General features: G+C 70.4%; 11 protein-coding genes and 1 pseudogene. 2 read left to right on the forward strand and 10 right to left on the reverse strand.

All coding sequences use genetic code 11. The annotated features are described in order from the left end of the window. Positions 1–12 precede the first annotated feature (12 nt). Positions 13–1,353 carry a M16 family metallopeptidase gene (locus tag DWB77_RS09960; protein ID WP_120727606.1) on the reverse strand — a complete coding sequence of 447 codons (1,341 nt, stop codon included), beginning with the start codon at positions 1,351–1,353 and terminating at the stop codon, positions 13–15. A gap of 205 nt (positions 1,354–1,558) precedes the next feature. On the opposite strand from DWB77_RS09960, the gene DWB77_RS09965 reads away from it, so the two are divergent. Then, positions 1,559–4,021, forward strand: coding sequence for a DNA gyrase/topoisomerase IV subunit A (locus DWB77_RS09965; RefSeq protein WP_120720908.1), 2,463 nt, complete (start codon positions 1,559–1,561; stop codon positions 4,019–4,021). A gap of 18 nt (positions 4,022–4,039) precedes the next feature. On the opposite strand, the gene DWB77_RS09970 is transcribed toward DWB77_RS09965, so the two are convergent. Together DWB77_RS09970 and DWB77_RS09975 are read right to left on the reverse strand one after the other, a co-directional pair. Next, positions 4,040–5,230 (reverse strand): CobW family GTP-binding protein, encoded by a 1,191-nt coding sequence (locus DWB77_RS09970; RefSeq protein ID WP_120720909.1) that lies wholly within the window; start codon positions 5,228–5,230, stop codon positions 4,040–4,042. Between the two features lie 9 nt (positions 5,231–5,239). Then, positions 5,240–6,265 (reverse strand): annotated as a pseudogene (locus DWB77_RS09975) (citrate/2-methylcitrate synthase); the annotation flags it as partial. On the opposite strand from DWB77_RS09975, the gene DWB77_RS09980 reads away from it, so the two are divergent. Continuing rightward, complete coding sequence (locus DWB77_RS09980) at positions 6,259–7,425, forward strand: citrate/2-methylcitrate synthase (protein WP_120720911.1); 1,167 nt, start codon at positions 6,259–6,261, stop codon at positions 7,423–7,425. The pseudogene DWB77_RS09975 and the gene DWB77_RS09980 overlap by 7 nt on opposite strands. 108 nt (positions 7,426–7,533) lie before the next feature. On the opposite strand, the gene DWB77_RS09985 is transcribed toward DWB77_RS09980, so the two are convergent. From DWB77_RS09985 to DWB77_RS10015, 7 genes are all read right to left on the reverse strand, one after another. Continuing rightward, entirely contained in the window at positions 7,534–9,987 is a 2,454-nt protein-coding gene (locus tag DWB77_RS09985; protein ID WP_246033484.1) for a discoidin domain-containing protein, read from the reverse strand. 47 nt (positions 9,988–10,034) lie between these two features. Further along, positions 10,035–11,606 carry a glycoside hydrolase family 13 protein gene (locus DWB77_RS09990; RefSeq protein ID WP_120720912.1) on the reverse strand — a complete coding sequence of 524 codons (1,572 nt, stop codon included), beginning with the start codon at positions 11,604–11,606 and terminating at the stop codon, positions 10,035–10,037. A gap of 109 nt (positions 11,607–11,715) precedes the next feature. After that, positions 11,716–12,591, reverse strand: coding sequence for a carbohydrate ABC transporter permease (locus DWB77_RS09995; RefSeq protein ID WP_120720913.1), 876 nt, complete (start codon positions 12,589–12,591; stop codon positions 11,716–11,718). A gap of 61 nt (positions 12,592–12,652) precedes the next feature. After that, positions 12,653–13,606, reverse strand: a complete 954-nt coding sequence (locus DWB77_RS10000) for a carbohydrate ABC transporter permease (protein WP_120720914.1) — start codon at positions 13,604–13,606, stop codon at positions 12,653–12,655. A gap of 65 nt (positions 13,607–13,671) precedes the next feature. Further along, positions 13,672–15,093: an ABC transporter substrate-binding protein gene (locus DWB77_RS10005; protein ID WP_120720915.1), complete on the reverse strand. Its 1,422-nt coding sequence runs from the start codon at positions 15,091–15,093 to the stop codon at positions 13,672–13,674. A gap of 212 nt (positions 15,094–15,305) precedes the next feature. Continuing rightward, a complete protein-coding gene (locus tag DWB77_RS10010) occupies positions 15,306–16,313 on the reverse strand; it encodes a LacI family DNA-binding transcriptional regulator (RefSeq protein WP_120720916.1) in 1,008 nt (335 codons plus the stop codon). 137 nt (positions 16,314–16,450) lie between these two features. Then, positions 16,451–20,758 (reverse strand): discoidin domain-containing protein, encoded by a 4,308-nt coding sequence (locus DWB77_RS10015; protein ID WP_120720917.1) that lies wholly within the window; start codon positions 20,756–20,758, stop codon positions 16,451–16,453. Between the last annotated feature and the right edge of the window lie 250 nt (positions 20,759–21,008).

Raw genomic sequence — 21,008 nt, forward strand, 5'->3', positions numbered from 1 at the left:
CGACAGCGTCCGTCACTGGCCCGCCTCTTCTTCCTCGTCGTTGCCTGCCTCGGGTGCCCCGGTGGGCTCGTACACCAGGACCGCCCGGTTGTCGGGGCGCAGCGTGGCCGCGGCGACCGTCCGGACCTCCTCGGCGGTGATGTCCAGGACGCGGTCCACGGCGGTCAGGGCGAGTTGCGGGTCGCCGAACAGCACGGCGTACCGGCACAGTTCGTCGGCGCGGCCGGCCACGGTGCCGAGCCGGTCGAGCCACTCGCGCTCCAACTGGGCCTGGGCGCGCTCCATTTCCTCCGCGGTCGGGCCCTCGGCGGCGAACCGCGCGAGCTCCTCGTCGACGGCTGCCTCGATGTCGTGGACCTCCACGCCGGTGGACGTCTTGACGTCGAGCCAGCCGAGCGAGGGGGCGCCGGCCAGGCGCAGCAGGCCGAACCCGGCGGCCACCGCGCTGCGGTCGCGGCGGACCAGACGGTTGTGCAGTCGGGAGGACTCGCCGCCGCCGAGCACGGTCAGCGCCAGGTCGGCCGCGTCGGCCTCGCGGGTGCCGTCGTGCGGCAGCCGGTAGGCGGCCATCAGGGCGCGCGCCGGGACGTCCTCCTCGACGACCTCGCGGAGCTGACCGCCGATGGTGTCGGGCAGCGTGCCGTCGCGCGGCGGCTGCTTGCCGTCGTGGCCGGGGATGGAGCCGAAGTACTTCTCCACCCAGGCCAGCGTCTGGGCGGGGTCGATGTCGCCGACCACGGAGAGCACCGCGTTGTTGGGCGCGTAGTACGTCCGGAAGAACTGCCGGGCGTCTTCGAGGGTCGCCGCGTCCAGGTCGGCCATGGAGCCGATCGGGGTGTGGTGGTAGGGGTGGCCCTCGGGGTAGGCGAGGGCGGTCAGTTTCTCGAAGGCGGTGCCGTAGGGCACGTTGTCGTAGCGCTGGCGGCGCTCGTTCTTGACGACGTCGCGCTGGTTCTCCATCGACTGCTCGTCGAGCGCGGCGAGCAGCGAGCCCATGCGGTCGGCCTCCAGCCAGAGCGCGAGCTCGACCTGGTGGGCGGGCATGGTCTCGAAGTAGTTGGTGCGCTCGAAGCTGGTGGTGCCGTTGAGGGAGCCGCCCGCCCCCTGGACCAGCTCGAAGTGGCCGTTGCCGTGCACCTGGTGGGAGCCCTGGAACATGAGGTGCTCGAAGAGGTGGGCGAGGCCGGTACGCCCCTCGACCTCGTGGCGCGAGCCGACGTCGTACCAGAGGCACACCGCCGCGACCGGGGTCAGGTGGTCCTCCGAGAGCACCACGCGCAGGCCGTTGGCCAGTCGGTGCTCAGTCGCTGTCAGACCGCCGGAGCCGGCCTGCGCTGTGGCCGTGTGACCCATGGGCATGTACGTCCCTTCGTTCGCGATGTGCGGTACCGCCGTGTGACCTACCGGCGGGGAAGTCCTGGATGGAGAAGTCCTGCCACTGTATGCAAGCGCGCGGGCACCTGGCGAAGTTCCCGGGTCGCGGTCGGCGTTGTCAGTGGGACGGTCCACAATGGTCGGATCCAGATCCGTTCCGGTACGTGAAGGAGCAGCAGCCGCGATGGCCCGCCGCAGCACGAAGACCCCGCCGCCGCCCGATGACTTCGAGGAGCGGATCCTCGACATCGACGTCGTCGACGAGATGCAGGGCTCCTTCCTCGAGTACGCGTACTCCGTGATCTACTCCCGGGCCCTGCCGGACGCGCGGGACGGGATGAAGCCCGTCCAGCGCCGCATCGTCTACCAGATGAACGAGATGGGCCTGCGCCCCGACCGCGGCTATGTGAAGTGCGCCCGCGTCGTCGGCGAGGTGATGGGCAAGCTGCACCCGCACGGCGACGCGTCGATCTACGACGCCCTGGTGCGCATGGCGCAGCCGTTCTCCATGCGGCTGCCGCTGGTCAACGGGCACGGCAACTTCGGCTCGCTCGGCAACGACGACCCGCCGGCCGCCATGCGGTACACCGAGTGCAAGATGGCGGACGCCACCTCGCTGATGACGGAGTCGATCGACGAGGACACGGTCGACTTCGCCTCCAACTACGACGGCCAGGAGCAGGAGCCGGTGGCCCTGCCGGCCGCGTATCCGAACCTGCTGGTCAACGGCTCGTCCGGGATCGCCGTCGGCATGGCCACCAACATGCCGCCGCACAACCTGGGCGAGGTCATCGCCGCCGCCCGCCATCTGATCCGCCACCCGCAGGCGGACCTGGAGGCGCTGATGCGCTTCGTGCCGGGTCCCGACCTGCCGACGGGCGGGCGGATCGTGGGCCTTCAGGGCATCAAGGACGCCTACGAGTCGGGCCGCGGCACCTTCAAGATCCGCGCCACCGCCTCGGTGGAGAACGTGACGGCCCGCCGCAAGGGGATCGTCGTCACCGAACTGCCCTTCACGGTCGGTCCGGAGAAGGTCATCTCCAAGATCAAGGACCTGGTCGGCTCGAAGAAGCTCCAGGGCATCGCGGATGTGAAGGACCTGACCGACCGTTCGCACGGGCTGCGTCTGGTCATCGAGATCAAGAACGGCTTCGTCCCGGAGGCCGTCCTGGAGCAGCTCTACAAGCTGACGCCGATGGAGGAGTCCTTCGGCATCAACAACGTGGCCCTGGTGGACGGCCAGCCGCTCACCCTGGGACTCAAGGAGCTCCTGGAGGTCTATCTCGACCACCGCTTCGACGTGGTGCGCCGGCGCAGCGAGTTCCGCCGCACCAAGCGCCGGGACCGGCTGCACCTGGTCGAGGGCCTGCTCGTCGCCCTGGTCGACATCGACGAGGTCATCAGGATCATTCGGTCGAGTGACAACTCGGCGCAGGCGAAGGAGCGGCTCATCGAGCACTTCTCGCTGAGCGAGATCCAGACGCAGTACATCCTGGACACCCCGCTGCGCCGCCTCACCCGGTTCGACCGGATCGAGCTGGAGAGCGAGCGCGACCGGCTGGCCGGCGAGATCGACGAGCTGACCGGGATCCTGGACTCGGACAGCGAGCTGCGCAAGCTGGTCTCGGCCGAACTGGCCGCGGTCGCCAAGAAATTCAGCACCGACCGGCGCACCGTGCTGCTGGAGTCGGCGGGCTCCTCCGTCACGGCCGTGGCGCTCGAAGTCGCGGACGACCCCTGCCGGGTGCTGCTCTCCTCGACGGGTCTGCTGGCCCGCACGGCCAACGCCGAGCCGTTCACGGCGGGCGAGGACGACAAGCGCGTCAAGCACGATGTGATCGTCTCGGCGGTGCCCGCCACCCAGCGCGGCGACGTGGGCGTGGTGACGTCCGGCGGGCGCCTGTTGCGGCTCGCGGTGATCGACCTGCCACAGCTGCCCGACACGGCGTCCGCGCCGAACCTGTCGGGCGGCGCGCCCCTGTCGGAGTTCCTCTCCTCGCTGGAGCCGGACGAGACGGTGGTGTGCCTCACCACGCTCGACGAGTCCTCACCGGGTCTGGCGATCGGCACCGAGCAGGGCGTCGTCAAGCGCGTGGTGCCCGACTACCCCGCCAACAAGGACGAGTTGGAGGTCATCACCCTCAAGGACGGTGACCGGATCGTGGGCGCGGCCGAGCTGCGCACCGGCGAGGAGGACCTGGTCTTCATCACCGACGACGCCCAGTTGCTGCGCTACCAGGCGAGCCAGGTGCGCCCCCAGGGCCGGCCCGCGGGCGGCATGGCCGGCATCAAGCTGACCGACGGCGCCAAGGTCATCTCGTTCACGGTGGTCGACCCGGCCGGGGACGCGGCGGTGTTCTCGGTGGCGGGCTCGGGCGCCACCCTGCTCGGTGACGCGGCGGTCTCCGCGAAGCTGACGCCGTTCGACCAGTATCCGCGCAAGGGCCGGGCCACCGGCGGGGTGCGCTGTCAGCGCTTCCTCAAGGGCGAGGACAAGCTGGTGCTCGCCTGGGCCGGTCCGGCCCCGGCCCGTGCGGCGCAGACCAACGGCGCCCCGGCCCAGCTCCCGGAGATCGACCCGCGCCGCGACGGTTCGGGTACGCCGCTGCTCTCGCCGGTGGCGGTGCTCGCGGGCCCGTATGCGTAACGGGGAGCGGGGCCCCAACTAGCCGACGGGGTCGGTGAGTTCGCCGAACTCACCGGCCTCGTCCGGCTCCTGGACGTCCCGGCTGAGCTGTTCGTCCTGTTCGGGCCGATCGTTCTGCTCGGCGGCCCCTTCGTCCTGTTCGGGCTCGGGCACATACCGCAGGACGCCCCACATCGCGTGCTCCGCGGGGGTCTCGTGGGGGTCCTCGGTGACGCATGCGGCGAGTCGGCGCTCCAGGGCGGGGGCGTCGATCCCGGCCCCGATGAGGACGAGCTCGGTGCGGCGTTCCCGCTCGCCGGTCCACGGCTCGGGGTGGAAGCGCAGGAACCGGCCGACCGCGTGCACCCCGTAGCGGTTGCGGGGGTCGGCGGCGCCGAAGTCGACGAAACCCTTGATGCGGTAGAGGCCTTCGGGCCGGGTGTCGAGGAAGGCCATCAGGCGGCGCGGATCGAGCGGCACGTCCGAGGTGAAGGCGACGGACTCGTACCCGGCGTGCAGATGCGGCCGGTGGCCCCGGCATCCGGTGTGGTGGTCATGGTCCTCGGCGCAGCCGCCGGGCTCCTGATCGTCCAGGAGGTCGTCGAAGGCGAGCTGTCCGATCCGCTCGGTGATCGGCTTCGGGTCGAAGAAGAGCTCGGGGTCGACCTGGCCGTACGAGGATTCCACCACCGCGGCGCCGGTGCCCAGCGAGGCGCGCAGCCGCGCAAGCTCCGCCTCCTCGACCCGGTCCGTCTTGTTGAGCACCACCAGGTCGGCGATGGCCAGATGCCGCTCGATCTCGGGGTGCCTGGCCCGGGTGGCGTCGTACTCCGCCGCGTCGACCACCTCGACCAGACCCCCGTACATGACGCGCGGGTTCTCGCTGGCGAGCAGCATCTTCACGAGTTCCTGGGGTTCGGCGAGGCCGCTCGCCTCGATGACGATCACGTCGAGGCGGGCGGCGGGCCGGGTGAGGCGGTCCAGGTAGAGGTCGAGTTCGCTGCTGTCGACGGCGCAGCACAGACAGCCGTTGCCGAGCGAGACGGTGGAGTCGCCGAGCCGGCCCGCCACCGTCATGGCGTCGATCTCGATGGAGCCGAAGTCGTTGACGATGGCGCCGATGCGGGTGCCTCGGCAGGCGCGGAGCAGATGGTTGAGCAGAGTGGTCTTGCCCGAGCCGAGGAAGCCCGCGAGGACGAGGACGGGGATCTGCTTGCTCGCGCTGTTCACTGGGGCCTTTCAGAGTGCGGGGACCGGCTGCGGCGGGGGCGGGCCCACATAGCGGGCCGCCGGGCGAATGATCTTCGAGTCCGCCGACTGCTCCAGGATATTGGCGCTCCAGCCGACCACCCGCGCGGCACAGAAGGTGGGGGTGAACATCGCGCGGGGCAGCCCGCACAGCTCCATGACCACGCCGGCGTAGAACTCGACATTGGTGTGCAGCTCCCGGCCCGGCTTGAGCTCGGCGAGGATCGTCTCGACCTGGCGCTCCACCTCGACGGCGAAGTCCACGAGCGGCCCGCCGAAGCCCCGCGCGATGTCGCGCAGCATGCGGGAGCGGGGGTCCTCGGTGCGGTAGACGGGGTGGCCGAAACCCATGATCCGCTCGCCGGCCAGGACGCGTTCGCGGATCCAGCCGTCGATGCGGTCGGGGGTGCCGATCGCGTCCAGGGTGTCCAGGGCGCGGCTGGGGGCGCCGCCGTGCAGGGGCCCGGAGAGCGCGCCGACCGCGGCGACCAGGCACGCGGCGACGTCGGCGCCGGTGGAGGCGACGACGCGGGCGGTGAAGGTGGACGCGTTGAAGCCGTGGTCGATGGTGGAGATGAGGTACTGCTCGATGGCCCGCACGCGCTCGGGCTCGGGCAGTGAACCGGTGAGCATGTAGAGGTAGTTGGCCGCGTACGGCAGGTCGTCGCGGGGCTCGACGGGCTCAAGGCCCTGGCCGAGCCGGTGCAGGGCGGTCAGCAGGGTGGGCACGGCGGCGCAGGCGGCGAGCGCGTCCTCGGCGCGGCCGGCGCCGTCCAGGTCGTAGACGGGCCGGAAGCCCTGGGCCGCGCCGAGCAGGGACAGCGCGGTGCGCACTCCGGCGAGCGGGCCGGCCGGGGCGCCGGTGCGCGCGAGGTCGGGCAGGACCCGGCGTACGCCCTCGGGGAGGTGGCGCAGCCGTGCGGTGCGGGCGGTGAAGGCGGCGCGGGCCGCGGCGTCGGGCAGCTCGCCGTGGAACATCAGATGCCAGACGTCCTCGAAGGTGCGGCTGTGTGCGAGCGTATGTGAGCCGCGGGCAGCTGAGCAGCGAGCGCGCCCCCGGCGGGCGGGGCTCCACCTTCGACGCCAAGGAGGTCGACGCCCTCGCCCGGCGCGGCGGCCGCAGGGAGCCCCATTCCGCCGGTGCGGGCGGCGAGCTGACGTTCCGCACCGCGCTCACCCTGATCGACAAGGACCGCTACTACTACCGCGGCGTCGACGCGGTCGAACTCGCCACCGCCTACGGCTTCGAGGAGGTCGCGGAGTGGGTGTGGACCGGGCAGCTGACGCACGGTCCGCGCTTCACCGCGCCGCCGCGGTTCCTGGACGCGGCCCGGCTCGCGGTCGGCGCACTGCCCGCGCACAGTGGCGCGATGGACCGGCTGCGGGCCGCGGCGGTCGCGGTCTCGGCGGCCGATCCGCTGCGCTTCGACCTCGATCCCGCGGCGGTCCTGGGCTGTGGCCGCATGTTGATCCCGACCCTGGTGGGGGCGCTGCCGACGGTGGGCGCGGAGCACCGGGGCGAGGGCCGGCTCGCCTGGCAGCTGTGGCGGCGCCTGACCTCACTGGCCCCTGACGAGCAGTCAATTCGCTTGCTCGACACGGCACTTGCCCTACTCATCGACCACGACCTGGCCGCCTCCACGCTCGCCGTCCGGGTGGCGGCCTCCGCCCGCGCCCATCCGTACGCCGTGGTCTCGGCGGGGCTCGGCGCCCTGGAGGGGCCGTTGCACGGCGCCGCCAGCGGCCTTGCCCACCGCACCCTGGCGGAGGTGCTCGAACGCGGCGGCGCGGCCCCGGTCGTCGCCGACCATCTGCGTTCGGGGCGGCGGGTGCCGGGCCTCGGCCACCGTCTCTACCCGGGAGAGGACCCGCGCGCCCAGGCCCTGTTCGCGCTGCTCGACGCGATCCCCGAGGCCCGCGACGCGCTCGCCGCGGCGCGCGACGTGATCGACACGACGGCCCGGCACACCACGCTGCACGCCAACGTGGATCTGGCCCTGGCCGTCATGAGCGTCGCGTTCAAGATGCCCGCCGAGGCCGGCGAGACGGTGTTCGCGGTGGCCCGCACGGCGGGCTGGATCGCCCACGCCCTGGAGGAGTACGCGGAACGCCCCCTGCGGATGCGTCCCAGCGGCCACTACATCGGCCCCCGCCCGCCGCGCCCGCTGCCCGTCTGAGGCGGCCGGGAACGCGAGAGCCCCGGGCCGCCGCGCGGGTGTGCGCGGCGGCCCGGGGCGCCGAAGGGGCGTCGGGAGTCGTCGAAGGGGCGTCGAAGTGCCGCTCCGTCAGGGGGCGTACGCCTCGAACTCGCTGAACTGGGCGGCCGGCCAGCCGGTGTTGGCGGTCACCGTGAGCCGCAGATAGCGGGTGGTGGTGTTCGCGGGCAGGGTGAGGGTGGCCCGGTTGCCGGTGGCCGGGTCGAAGGTGTAGCCGCGGCTCGCGAGGAGTTGCCCGTAGGAGCCGTTGTCGGTGCTGCCGAGCACGGACAGCGTCTGGGTACGGGCGCCCCAGGCGGTCGCGGGCGGCAGCTTCAAGACCAGCCGTCCGACGCTCCGTACCGAGCCGAGATCGACGGTGATCGACTGCGGGAAGGCGTTGTTGGCGCTCTCCCAGTAGGTGTTGGCGTCGCCGTCGACGGCCTTGGCCGCGTCGTAGACCTGGGTGTGCGAGGTCTCGGTGACCGGGCGCCCCTTGGCGAGGTCGGGGTCGGCGGGCGGGGTGCTGGGCGACGGCGAGCCGGGACCGGTGGGTGACGGGCTGCTCGGGGGCGTGGTGGAGCCGCCGTGGTCGTAGTTGGGTTTCGGCCACTCACCGCAGTACGTGGCGGGCAGCTTGCCGTTCCAGCCCGAGTTGCCCGCGCCCTGGGTGAGGGCGAGGTTGCCGCCGAGGCAGCTGTAGACCGGCTCGGAGAACCCGAGGTTCTTCGCCGTGACCCCGGCCATGCTGAGCTGGGCGGGGTCGTTGAACTGGAGGGCGAAGGTGCCGGTGCCGTCGATGTTCACTCGGGAGAAGGAGACGCCCTTGGTGGTGCCGGACACGAAGTGGATGGCCGCGTAGGAGCTGTCCAGGATGTCGGTGTCGGTGACGTTGACCGCCGCCTTGTCCATGGTGCTGTTACGGGAGTCGAACCAGACCGCGCCGATCGGGAACGGCCAGCCGAGGTCCGCGTTGCCCGCTCGGATGGTGGTGTTGCGGGCCAGTGTGATGGTGCCCTGGACATCGGTGCCGCTGCCGGGGTTGACGCCGTCGAACCGGTTGCCGACGTGCAGCCCGCCGCCGTTGGTGACCGTGTCGGCGACGACGTTGTCGGTGGCCGCGTTGTCCCTGCCCCCGTACAGGGCGATGTTGTTGGCGAGGACGGGCGCGACCACGGTGTTGTTCTGGAACGTGTTGTTGGCGTCGGTCACGGTGTCCGACCACATGGCCAGACCGTCGTCACCGGTGTTGCGCAGAAAGGTGTTCTCGACCGAGGAATGGGTCACTCCCCAGTGGAAGTTGACGCCGTCCGCCGTCTGATCCAGGATCCGGCTGTTCTTTATATGGAAGCCATCCATGGGGCCGTCCATCCAGGCACCCACCTTGGTGTGCTGGAGCCATACATTGTCGACGGTGGAGTTGCTGAGGGCGCCGCCGATCCCGTTGACCTGGTCCTCGTCGATCCGCTCGGTGATCTCGCCCATCAGCGCGAAGTCCTTCAGGACGACGTCCCGGCTGGGCCCGCCCGCCTCGTAGGGGCGTATCCCTCCCTTGTACCCGCCGCCGCCGACGTACTTGCCGTAGATGCCGGCGGCCCGGGTGCGGTCGGTGGAGCTGCGGCCGGTCAGCACCGAGTACCAGGGTCCCGCCCCGGCCAGGGTCACCTGGTCCACCACCACATGGTCGGTGAGCTTGAAGGTGCCCGTGGGGATGTAGACCACCTTGGCCTGGGCCTTTCCGGCGTCGACCGCCCGCTGGAAGGCGGAGGTCGAGTCGGCCGCACCGCTCGCGTCGGCGCCGTAGTCCACCACGGACAGCGAACCCGCGGGCCGGCCCACCGGGTCCGGTACGAGTTCGAAGTCGGCGAGGTCCACGACGGCCCAGGGGGTCGCGGCGGTCGACGGCAGCGTCACCCTGACCTTCGCACCCTGGGGCAGGGTCCTGCCCAGCAGCGCGCGGGTCTCGTCGTAGAAGTGGTGGGGCTTGTCGCCCGGCTGGTTCTGGAAGGGGTAACTGCCGTAGAACCAGCCGTACTTGGAGGTGAAGGTGAGGTCCTTCAGCTTGGCGCCGCCGGAGCTGAGTTCGACGGGCGCGCTGATGCCGGTGCCCGCCGCGTTGTCCGGGACGCTGTAGCGGATGTCGACGGCGTTGGCGGCTCTGGGCAGCGTGAACTCGACGTACTGGCCCGCCGCGTCGAGCTTCACCGCGCTGCGGCCGGAGGCCTCCGAGGGCAGCGTGGTGTAGGTGCGGTCGGGGCCGATGACCGTGCCGTTGGTGGCGGCGGCCTCCGCCTCCAGCTCGGTGAACGGCACGGTGGCGCCCCGGCCCGCCACGGCCAGCGGGGACAGCGGTGCGGATTCGGCGGCCGAGGCCGGGGCGCCGCCGCCGAGCCCGGCCGCGCCCAGTGCCACGGCGCAGGCGAGCGAGGCCACCGCGGCGGCGGCCCGCCGGGCGGCCGCGGTGCGCCCGGGGACCGCCCCGGCGGGCGCGGAGGGCGGTGGCTCCTGACGTACGGCGTCGATCGCCGCTCTGATCATGCGCATGAGGGACTCCCTTTCGTGGGGGACGGAGCGGGGATGAGCGGACGGGGTCAGGCGCGCAGCCAGACCGCCGTGTCCTTGGGGAGCAGCCCGTCGGCGAGGGGGCCGCTCGCGAGCAGGAGCGAGCGGTGCGCGGGCAGCACGGCCGGCTCCTCGCCGAGGTTGACCACACAGCGCAGGCCGTCCTCACGGGCGAACGCGAGCACCCCGTCCGGGGCGGCGAGCCAGGTCAACTCTCCGTCGCCGAAGCCCGGTTGGGTGCGTCGCAGCAGGAGCGCCCGCCGGTAGAGCGCCAGCATGGAGGAGGGGTCGCCGGCCTGGCGGTCGGCGGCGTACCGCTCCCAGCCGGGGGGCTGCGGCAGCCAGGGCGTGGTCCACGGCTCGGCCGTCCAGGGCAGCGGGACGCGGCAGCCGTCGCGGCCGGGGTCGACCCCGCCGGAGCGGAAGTGCATGGGGTCCTGGATGCGGTCGAGTGCGATGTCCGCCTCGGGCAGGCCCAGTTCCTCGCCCTGGTAGAGGTAGACCGAGCCGGGCAACGCGAGCGACAGCAGGGCCGCGGCGCGTGCCCGGCGGGTGCCGAGCGCCAGGTCGGTGGGGGTGCCGAAGCGCTTGGTCGCGAAGTCGAAGCCGGTGTCCTGGCGGCCGTAGCGGGTGACGGTGCGGGTCACGTCGTGGTTGCACAGCACCCAGGTGGCGGGCGCGCCGACCGGGGCGTGTTCGGCGAGCGTGTCGTCGATGGAGGCGCGCAGCAGCGCGGCGTCCCAGGGGCAGGTGAGGAAGGTGAAGTTGAAGGCGGTGTGCAGTTCGTCGGGGCGCAGATAGCGGGCGAAGCGCTCGCTGTCGGGCAGCCACACCTCACCGACGAAGACCGCCCCGAACTCGTCGGCGATCGCCCGCCAGGAGCGGTAGATGTCGTGGAGTTCGTCGCGGTCGATGTAGGGGTGCCGGTCGACTCCCTCGACGAACTCGGGCAGTTCCGGGTCCTTGGCGAGCAAGGCCGCCGAGTCGATGCGCACGCCCGCCACGCCGCGTTCGAACCAGAACCGCAGCACGTCCTCGTGTTCCTCGCGCACCGCGGGGTGGGCCCAGTTGAGGTCGGGCTGCTGGGGGGTGAACAGATGGAGGTACCACTCGCCGTCCTCGACCCGGGTCCAGGTCTCGCCCGCGAACTGCGAGGGCCAGGCGTTCGGCGGCAGTTCGCCGTGCTCGCCGCGGCCGGGCCGGAAGTGGAAGAGCTCTCGCTCGGGGCTGCCGGGCCCGGCCGCGAGGGCCGCCTGGAACCATATGTGCTGGTCCGATATGTGGTTCGGCACTATGTCGACGATGGTGCGCATATTGAGGGCGCGGGCCTCGACGATCAGCTTCTCGGCCTCGGCCAGGGTGCCGAAGGCGGGGTCGATCGTGCGGTAGTCGGCCACGTCGTAGCCGCCGTCGGCGAGCGGGGACAGATACCAGGGGGTGAACCACAGGGCGTCGACGCCCAGTTCGGCGAGGTAGGGCAGGTTCGCCCGGACGCCCGCGAGGTCGCCGGTGCCGTCGCCGTCACCGTCGGCGAAGCTGCGTACGTACACCTGGTAGATGGCGGCGGAGCGCCACCAGTCGTCGCTTTCGTGGGCTGCCACGGGACGGTCCTTTCGGGCAGGTCGGATCCCGCCGCCGGCCCCGTTGGTGCGGCGGGGGCAGGGTGGATGGGGCCGGCGGTGGAGTGCGGGGAGGGCGGAGCCGTCGGGGTCAGCCCTTGAGGCCGCCCGCGGTGAGACCGCTCATGATGTTGCGCTGGAACACGATGAAGATGAGCAGGGTGGGGATCGACGCCATGGCGAGGGCGGCCGTGAGCCAGTTCTCGGGCACCCCCTGGGCGAGCGAGTAGATGCCCACATTGAGGGTCTGTTTGCCGGGGTCGGGCAGGGTGAGCATCGGCCAGAGGAAGTCCTTCCAGACGCCGACCACCGCGAAGATGGAGACGACGCCGAGGATCGGCCGGGAGAGGGGCAGCACCACCGAGCGCAGGGTCCGCAGCGGGGACGCGCCGTCGATGGAGGCGGCGTCCAGGAGTTCGCGCGGGATCGAGTCGAAGAACCGCTTCAGCAGGAAGATGTTGAAGGCGTTGGTGACGGACGGCAGCCAGATCGCCCAGGGGGTGTTGAGCAGGTTGCGCTTGAAGATCGGCACGTCGAGGACGGTCAGATACTGCGGTACGACGAGGACGGCCGCCGGGATCATGAGGGTGGCCAGCATCATCGCGAGGATCGCCTTGCCGAACACCGGGCGCAGCTTGGACAGCGAGTAGGCGGCGGCCACGTCCAGGACCAGTTGGAAGGCGAGCGCCCCGAAGGCGTACCAGACCGTGTTGAGCAGCAGTTTGGCGAAGTCCATCACGCGCCAGGCGTTGGTGAGGTTGTCGGTGTGCACGCCATGCGGGACGAGCGTCGGCGGGATCCGGGTGAACTCCTCGGTGGACTTGAGCCCGTTGACGGCCATCCAGTACAGCGGCCCGATGAAGACGAGCGTGAACAGCAGCATCACCAGGGTGAGGACGGTCCAGTAGACGACCTTGCCCCGGGGGCGGCCGAGGGTGGCCGGTGAGATGAGTGTGCGTGTCGACATGGTTCCTCAGTCCGTATCCGGTCGTCGTTCCTGTCGTAGCCGTCCCTGCACCCCGACGGAGCTAGGTGTCGCTGTCGCGGCTGAGGCGTACGTACATCGCCGAGAAGCCCGCGAGCAGCACCAGCAGGCAGAGGCCGAGCGCCGCGGCGCCGCCGTAGTTGTTGAAGTTGAAGGCGTACTGGTAGATGAGGTAGACCACGGTCGTCGTGGAGCCCTCGGGTCCCGCGCCGTTGGTGAGCAGGAACGGCTCGGTGAACACCTGCATGGTCGCGATGATCTGCATCAGGAACATCAGCGACAGCACGAGCCGGGTCTGCGGCACCGTGACGTGCCAGATCTTGCGCAGCAGCCCCGCGCCGTCGAGCTCGGCCGCCTCGTACAGCTCCCCCGGAATGGCCTGGAGCGCGGCCAGATAGACGAGGGTGGCGCTGCCCATGTTCATCCAGGTCGCCGCGATCACCACCGAGACCATGGCGGTGTCGGTGGACTGGAGCCACTGCTGCGCGGGCAGGCCGAACAGGTCGAAGATCCGGTTGAACAGGCCGTATCCGGGGTCGTAGAGGTATTTGAAGAGCAGCACCGAGGCGACCGGCGGCAGCATCACCGGCAGATAGACGAGAAGCCTCAAGTAGCCCTGGCCGTGCCGGAGTTCATTGAGCAGTACGGCGACCAGGAAGGGCAGCACGAAGCCGAGGACCAGGGCGAGGCCCGTGAAGAGGAGGGTGTTGCGCCAGGCCTGCCAGAACGCCGGGTCGTGGAAGACGTAACTGAGGTTGGACCAGCCGGCCCAGGTGGTGCGCCCGTCCTTGGTCTTCTGGAAGGCGAGCACGAACTCCCTGACCATCGGGTACCAGGAGAAGAACGCGAAGCAGAGCACGGCGCCGATCAGGAAGCCGTGCGCGGTGAGGTTGCGCCGCAGCGCCCGGGTGAGCCCGCTGCGCCCGGGCTGTCCGGGCCGCTCGGCGCCCTGGGGCGGGAGGGCCGTCTCCCGTGCGGGCAGTGTGGAGGCCGACATCGTCACTCCTGAGTCCGGGGCGGGCGGGGCCGGAGCGTGGGCTCCGGCCCCCGCCGCCGTACGCGCTACTGGTTCGCCAGGACCTGGTCGACCCCTGTCTGGGCGGTCGAGAGCAGCTTCGCGATGTCGGCGTCCTCGTTGGTGAGCACCCCGGACATCGCGTTGTCGAGGACCTTGTAGACCTCCTGCGCCTTGGGCGGCTCGGCCTTGCCGGGGACCGGATTGCCGAGGTAGGGCGCGAAGTTGGCGACCGGCATGGTGGCGTTGTCGGTACGGGCCTTGAGGTCGGTGGCCTTCACGTCGCCGGTGAAGAAGTTGGGTTGCGGCACGCCGACCGGCAGGTGGTCGGCCTTGGTGCGGGCCCAGTCGAACTGGCCCTTGCCCGGCGAGAGGTTCTTGAAGTTGAGCCAGGCGATCGCGGCCTTGATCTTGTCGGGCGAACTGCCCTGCTTGATCATGTAGCCGTTGCCGCCGGTCAGGGTGGCCTTGGCACCGGGGATCGGGCCCATGCCGAAGTTCTCGTACTTCGCGCCGAGTTGCTGGACCATGTACGCGATGTCGTCCGGCGCGGCCAGGAACATGCCCAGCTTGTCGGCGGTGATCTGCTTCTGGAGGTCGCCCCACTTCAGGAGCTGGGTCGGGCTCATGCTCCGGTCGCTCCAGCGCATGTCGTGCAGCTGCTGGAGGAGCTGCTTGCCGGTGGCGTTGTTGAAGGCGGCCTTGCCGTCGGCGCCCACCACGTCGCCGCCGAGGCTGTACATCGCGGCGGTGAAGTGCCAGCCGCCGGTGTTCTCGGCGCTGTACTCCCCGTAGCCGTATACGCCGCCGCCGAGCCCCGCGATCGCCCGCGAGTCGGCGCGGACCTCGTCCCAGGTGGCCGGCGGCTTGTCGGGGTCGAGCCCGGCCCGCTGGAACAGCTTCCGGTTGATCATGATGCCCATCTGGTAGTTGCTGGTGGGCAGGCCGTACATCTTGCCGTCCTTCTTGTACACCCCCATGACGGCCGGGTCGATGCTGTTCAGGGCGGGGACGGAGGCGGCGGTGACGTACGCCGAGATGTCGGCGGCGCCGTTGTTGTCCAGGACCTGCTGGAGATCGGTGAAGTACGTGTAGAAGACGTCGGGTTGGGACTTCGCCTTCAGGGCCGCGGTGAAACGGGGCGGCTCCTCGCACTGCCCCGGCGTCGACCTGCCGACGATGTGGACGTTCGGATACGTCTTGTTGAACGTCGCGACGTCCTGCTTCCACTCCTTGAGCTCGGCGGCCTTGGCGGCAGGCGGCATGCAGTCGATGGTGAGGTCCACCGTGGTCTTGGGGTCGAGCGGGGCCGCGGGGTCACTCGATCCGGTGCCGGGCTTGCTGTCGCCGCTTCCGGTGTCGCTGCTGGTGCCACAGGCGGCGAGCGCGGTGAGGGCGAGGGCGCCGGCCAGGGCCGTGGCGGCGGTGCGGCGAAGGCGTGGTGCGGGGCTGAACCAGGTGCGTCTCATCGGGAGGACCCCTTAGGGAGGAGCGTGGAAGGCCCGTCGCTGACGGCAGCGGGGCGCGGCACACTCAACCACCGGCGCCACAACAGCGCAATATCTCGCGCTGATTTCGTAAAACTTCGACAGTGCGTTGTACGCGGCGGGCAGGGTCCGGGCACACAACAGCGCGCCGGGTGGCGGGCCCGGCGCGCTGGGTGACGAGGAGAGGCGATCGGCTAGCGCGGTACCTGCGCGGTCGAGCCGCGCACAACCAGTTCGGGCTCGAAGAGGAGCTCACCCGGGGGCACCACACCGCCCTGGATCTGCGCGGAGAGCAGCTCTACGGCGGCGCGGCCCATCGCCTCGATGGGCTGGCGCACGGTGGTCAGTGGAGGCTCGGTGCAGTTCATGAACGCCGAGTCGTCGTAGCCGACCACGGAGACGTCCCGGGGCACGTCGAGCCCGCGGCGCCGGGCGGCCCGCACGGCGCCCAGCGCGAGCGGGTCACTGGCGCAGATGATGCCGGTGACGCCGCGCTCCAGGAGGCGGGAGGTCGCGGCCTGGCCGCCCTCGAGGGAGAACATCGCGCGCTCGACGCGGTCCTCGGGGAGGGCGGAGCCGGCCGCGGCGGCGAGCGCCCGGGCCGCGTCCAGCTTGCGCCGCGAGGGGACGTGGTCGGGCGGCCCGAGCACCAGGCCGATGTGCTGGTGACCCAGGGACGTCAAGTGGCGCCAGGCCTGTTCCATCGCCACGGCGTCGTCGCAGGCGACCACGGGGAAGTCGAGGTGCTCGATGGCGGCGTTGATGAGGACGACCGGCACCTTGCGGTCGGCGAGCTGCTGATAGTGCCCGTGCGGGGCGTCGCGCTGCGCGAAGAGCCCGCCCGCGAAGACGACGCCGGAGACCTGCTGCTGGAGGAGGAGATCGACGTAGTCGGCCTCGGAGACGCCGCCCTTGGTCTGGGTGCACAGCACGGGCGTGAGCCCCTGCTGGGCGAGGGCTCCGCCGATGACCTCGGCGAACGCGGGGAAGATCGGGTTCTGCAACTCGGGCAGGACCAGGCCGACCAGGCGGGCGCGCTCGCCGCGCAGCTGGGTCGGGCGCTCGTAGCCGAGCACGTCGAGCGCCGTGAGCACGGCCTGCCGGGTGGATTCGGAGACTCCCGGTTTGCCGTTGAGCACCCGGCTGACCGTGGCCTCGCTGACTCCCACCTTCTTCGCCACCTGAGCAAGTCGTCGCGTCATGAGCGCAAGACTAGCGCAAGCCATGCAAGCGGTTTGCGTTGATGGCCAGGACGATCCCCGGCTCGGGGCGGCCCGCTTCCAGGGCGTGCGCGTACCGCCCCGGGGTGCCCCCGGGGCGGTACGGCGATGGACCTCCGTCACGGATTGATGTTGATCTTGAAGGTCGATGTGGTGTTGCGGATGTCCTGGGCGTTGCCGCTGAGCTTGAGGCTGGTGAACGTCACCTCGCCGACGGCCGGCCCCTGTCCGGGCTCGGGCAGCTCATTGGCCCAGATCCCGATGCCGGACTTGGCGTCGAAGGCGTCACCGCTCTTCTTCGCGCCGCTGATGCTGACGTTGGTCAGCACACTGTCCTTGATGGGGTACAGCGGCGTACTGCCGTTGTACTTCGTCTGGAACACGATCCCGGAGTACGTCGGATCGACGATGTCGAGGTCGCTGATGCGAATCCCCTGGAACACGTACTCCGCCGAGTACATCCACAGCGCGCCGAAGGCCTGCGCGCCCCAGAAGTGTCCGCCGGAGCGCACCAGGGAGATGCCCTGGAAGGTCGTGGGATCCGTCCCGAAGCCGAGGGCGGGGATCGAGCCGAACTTCAGCGTGCCGATGGTCAGTCCGGGATAGGTGAGCATGTCGGCGGCGTACAGGTTCCGGAAGGTGTTGGCGGTGCCTCCGTAGACCGCGAATCCGGCGGCCCGCCAGGTCAACAGGGCGCTGAGGTTCTCGAAGACGTTGCTTGTCTCGTCCGCGTTGGTGATGTCGGTCGCCGGGAACAGCGCGAAGCTGTCGTCGCCGGTGGAGCGGGCCTCCACATTGCTGATGGTGTTGTCGCTGCTGCCGTTGGTGAGGTTGATCCCGTCCGCGTACAGATCGCGGACCCGGGAGTTCTTGATGGTGATGTGGTCGGTGTTGGTGCCCCAGTACAGGCACATCATGTGCTCGACCCACACATTGTCGATCGTCATGTTGGCGACGTTGGCGAAGTTGAACACCTTGCCGGGACCGTCGTTGCGCGAGGTGTAGTTGCCGAAGAACCCGAACCCGCTGAACGTGGAGCCGTTGGCGGAGGACTGGACGTCGAAGCCCGCGTCGGTGTTCTCCTGGTCGGGCGGGGTGGCGAAGCGGGTGAACCAGGGGCCCGCGCCGACCAGCTTCACCGCCTTGCCGTAGACCTGGAACTTGTTGCTCGTGGAGTAGGTGCCGGGCGGCAGATAGACGCCGACGAGCTTGCCGCTGGTGTCCATCCGCACCTTGTCCAGGGCGTTCTGCACGTCCTGCTGGGCGGTGCCGGCGGGCACGGCGTAGGCGGCCGGGTCGGGATTCGGGATCTGGGTGACCTGCTCCAGGTTGATGAAGTCGATCGCGTAGGTCGAGGAGTTCGCGGCGTCCTTCTGGAGGCGGATGGTGCTGCCCGCCTTCACGGTGTCACCGAGCAGGACGTTGGCCTCGTCGTAGATGTGGCGCGGGCCGCCGGAGCTCGGCGCGTTGTTGGGGCTCGCCTCGGCGCCGTACTGCCACATGTACTTCGAGCTCAGGTCGATGGCCTTGCGGAAGGCGCCGTCGACGTAGAGGTCGAGGCTCGCGCTGGTGCCACCGCCGCCCGGCGAGTCCGGGATGGAGAAGCGCGTCACCAGGCTGTTGGTGTCGGCGCGGGCGGTGAACTGCACATAGTTTCCTGTGGAGTTGAGGGTGACGGCCTTGCGCCCGGAGGCCTCGCCCGCGAGATCGCCGATGGCCCGGTTGGGCCCGACGACCTGGGCGCCGCCGCCCGTCACACCGTCCTCCGCCTCATAGGTGTCGTAGGGCATGTTGGCGCCGCGCCCCACGAAGAACGCCTGCGCGCTGGTGTTGTTGGCGCGCTTGACCGGCAGCTCGTTGCCGTCGTCGGCGATCACCACCTTCGCGGTGTACTTGCCGTTGGCGGCCGTCCAGCTGCCGAGGCTCACCGGGGCCGCGGTGGCGCCCGGGTTGAGCGTCCCGTTGTAGGCGCCGGTGAGGGTCTTCACCGTGGCGCCCTTGTCGTCGAGCAGGGTCAGGGTGATGGCGTGGGCGCCGCCGGTGGAGGCGAGCGTGCCCTGGTTCTTCAGCGTCACGGAGAAGGTGACGGCCTGGCCCGCCGAGGGCGCGCTCGGCGACCAGTTGACCCCGGAGGCGATCAGGTCGCTGGAGTCGACCGGCTTGATCACCAGGGGGCTGCCCGTGAAGCTGTTGTTGGTGTCGTTCTGTTCGATGACGGTGTTGTCCGGATCAACGACCGCGCTCAGCGGATAAGTTCCCGCGTCATGGGTGCCGATGGAGGCGCTCACCGTCTGCGAGGCGCCGGCCGCCAGCGCCCCCACGGTGGCGGTGGCCGCCTTGGAGCCGCCGAGCTGGAAGGCGACGGTGGTGGCGGGCGAGGCGCTGGTCCCCTTGTTGTGCACGGTCGCCGACAGGGTCACGGCGTCCGATTCGACCGGCGCGGACGGGGCGGCCGTCACCGCGGTGACCTCCAGGTCCGGGTTGGGCGAGGGCACCCCGACGACCTGGAACTCGGCGATCTGCCCGCCCGTGGCCCCGGTGTTGGAGGTGAACCTGAGCTGGACGTCGGCGACCCGGGCCATGACCGGTATGCCCACGGTGTTCCCGCTCGTCGGGTCGAAGGTGTAGTCCTTGGCCGCGACCAGGGAGGTGTACCCGGAGGCGCTCTGCTCGCGCCCGAGCACCTCGATGTTCTGGGTGCGCCGGCCCCAGCCGCTGTCCGGGTTGAGCTTGAGGACCACCGTGTTGGTGTCCGCGTTGGCGCCGAGCTTGACGGTGAGGGTGCTCGGGTAGCCGCCCGGCGCGCTCTCCCAGTAGGTCGTCGTGCTGTTGTCGTTGGCGTTCGCGGCGACGAAGGTGAACGTGGACGAGGAGGCCGAGATGGGCTTGCCGACCGCGAGGTTGGAGCCGTCCCCGGTCGATGTGCCGTTACGGGTCAGGGTGTTGCTGGCGCCGGACTGGTTGCCCGCCGCGTCCTTGGCCCGTACGCAGTAGGAGACGGTGACGGTGACCGGCCGGCTGTCGGTGTACGTGGTGACATCGCCCGCCACGCTCTTGAGCAGCTGGTTGTCGGCGTAGATGTCGTAGCCGGTGACGCCCACGTTGTCGCTGGAGGCCGCCCAGGTGAGCTTGATCTGTCCGGCCGCCGGTTCCGTATAGGCGAGGTTCGCGGGCGCGGTCGGCGCCTGGGTGTCGCCCGAACTCCCCTTGCGGGTCACGGTGTTGCTGTTGGCGGACTGGTTGCCCGCCGCGTCCTTGGCCCGCACGTAGTAGGCGACCGTGGCGCTCGCGGGCTGGGTGTCGGTGTAGGTGGTGACATTGCCCGCGACGCTGGTGCGCAGCTCGCCGCCCGCGTAGATGTCGTACCCGGTGACGCCGGTGTTGTCGGTGGCCGCGTCCCAGGTCAGCCGGATCTGGCCGGTGGCGGGCTCGGTGTAGGCGAGGTTCCCGGGCGCGGACGGCGGCTGGGTGTCTCCGCCGGTCGGACCGTAGATCTCCAGCTCGGAGAGCTGACCGCCGGGCTGCGCGGTGTTGCCGGTGATCAGCACCCGTACGTAGCGGGTGGTGACCGCGGTGAACGTGATCGGCACGGTGAGGCCGCCCGCCGGGGTGAAGTCATACCCCTGCGCAGCGGTCAGATCCAGGAAGTCGGTGCCGTTGGCGCTGCCCTGGATCCTGAGGGTCTGGGTGCGGGCTCCCCAGCCGTCCGGCAGCTTGAGGACCACCTTGTCGACCGGCACGGTGGCGCCGAGGTCGGCCTGGATCCATTGCGGGAAGGCGTTGTTGGCGCTCTCCCAGTAGCTCGCCTTGTTGCCGTCGTTGGCGTTGGCGGCGACATAGGTCTGGGTGGTGCTGCTCGCGGTGAGCGTCTTGCCGAGGGCGAGGTTGGCGCTGCTCGATCCGGCGGACGCGTGCACTTCGAGGGTGGAGAGCTGGGCCGCCTGCCAGCCGGTGTTCGCCGTGATGTCGATCCGTACGAACCGGGCCCGTGCGACGGCGAACCCTATCGTCACCGTGTTGCCCGACGCCTGCGTGAAGCTGTACGCGGTGGAGCCCACCAGGGTGCTGAAGCTCGTGCCGTCGGCGCTGCCCTGCACGGACAGGGTTTCCTTGCGGTCGCCCCAGGACGCGGGGAGCTTGAGGACGACCTCGTCGATCGTGCTCGTGGTGGCGAGGTCGGCCTGGACCCACTGGGGGAAGGTGCTGCCGGCGCTCTCCCAGTAGGTGGACTGGTCGCCGTCGGTGACGTTCTTGGCGAGGTAGGTGCCGTTCGCACCGGAGGCCGACGCGGGCTTTCCCGCGGCGAGGTCCGGGCCGCCCGCCGCCGAGGCGGTGAGCGCCGGCCAACCGATCATGAACAGGCTGGTGGCGAGAACCGCGGCGAGCACCCTCATCCGCGTACGCCATCTCCAACGGTGCGTTCTCATGTGTCCCCGATCTGCGCGACTAGGGTTTCTGCATGGAAGAGCTACGTATTTTGCGCTGAGCGGTGAGAGAGTTGCAGAGATGTGTCCATGCGTCCATCCCTGTGACACACCCGGGAAACCCGCGCCCCTCCGTACCGCTGAACCGGAACGATCGCTTTCCTCCCTGTCGTAGGCGCATGCTGCGGCTTTCCCGGCAGCGCGACAGGCGCCCGCAAGATATCCGCAAACCACGCAAGCGACTTTCATGGGG

It is taken from the genome of Streptomyces hundungensis (genome assembly GCF_003627815.1).
GTDB lineage: Bacteria > Actinomycetota > Actinomycetes > Streptomycetales > Streptomycetaceae > Streptomyces > Streptomyces hundungensis_A.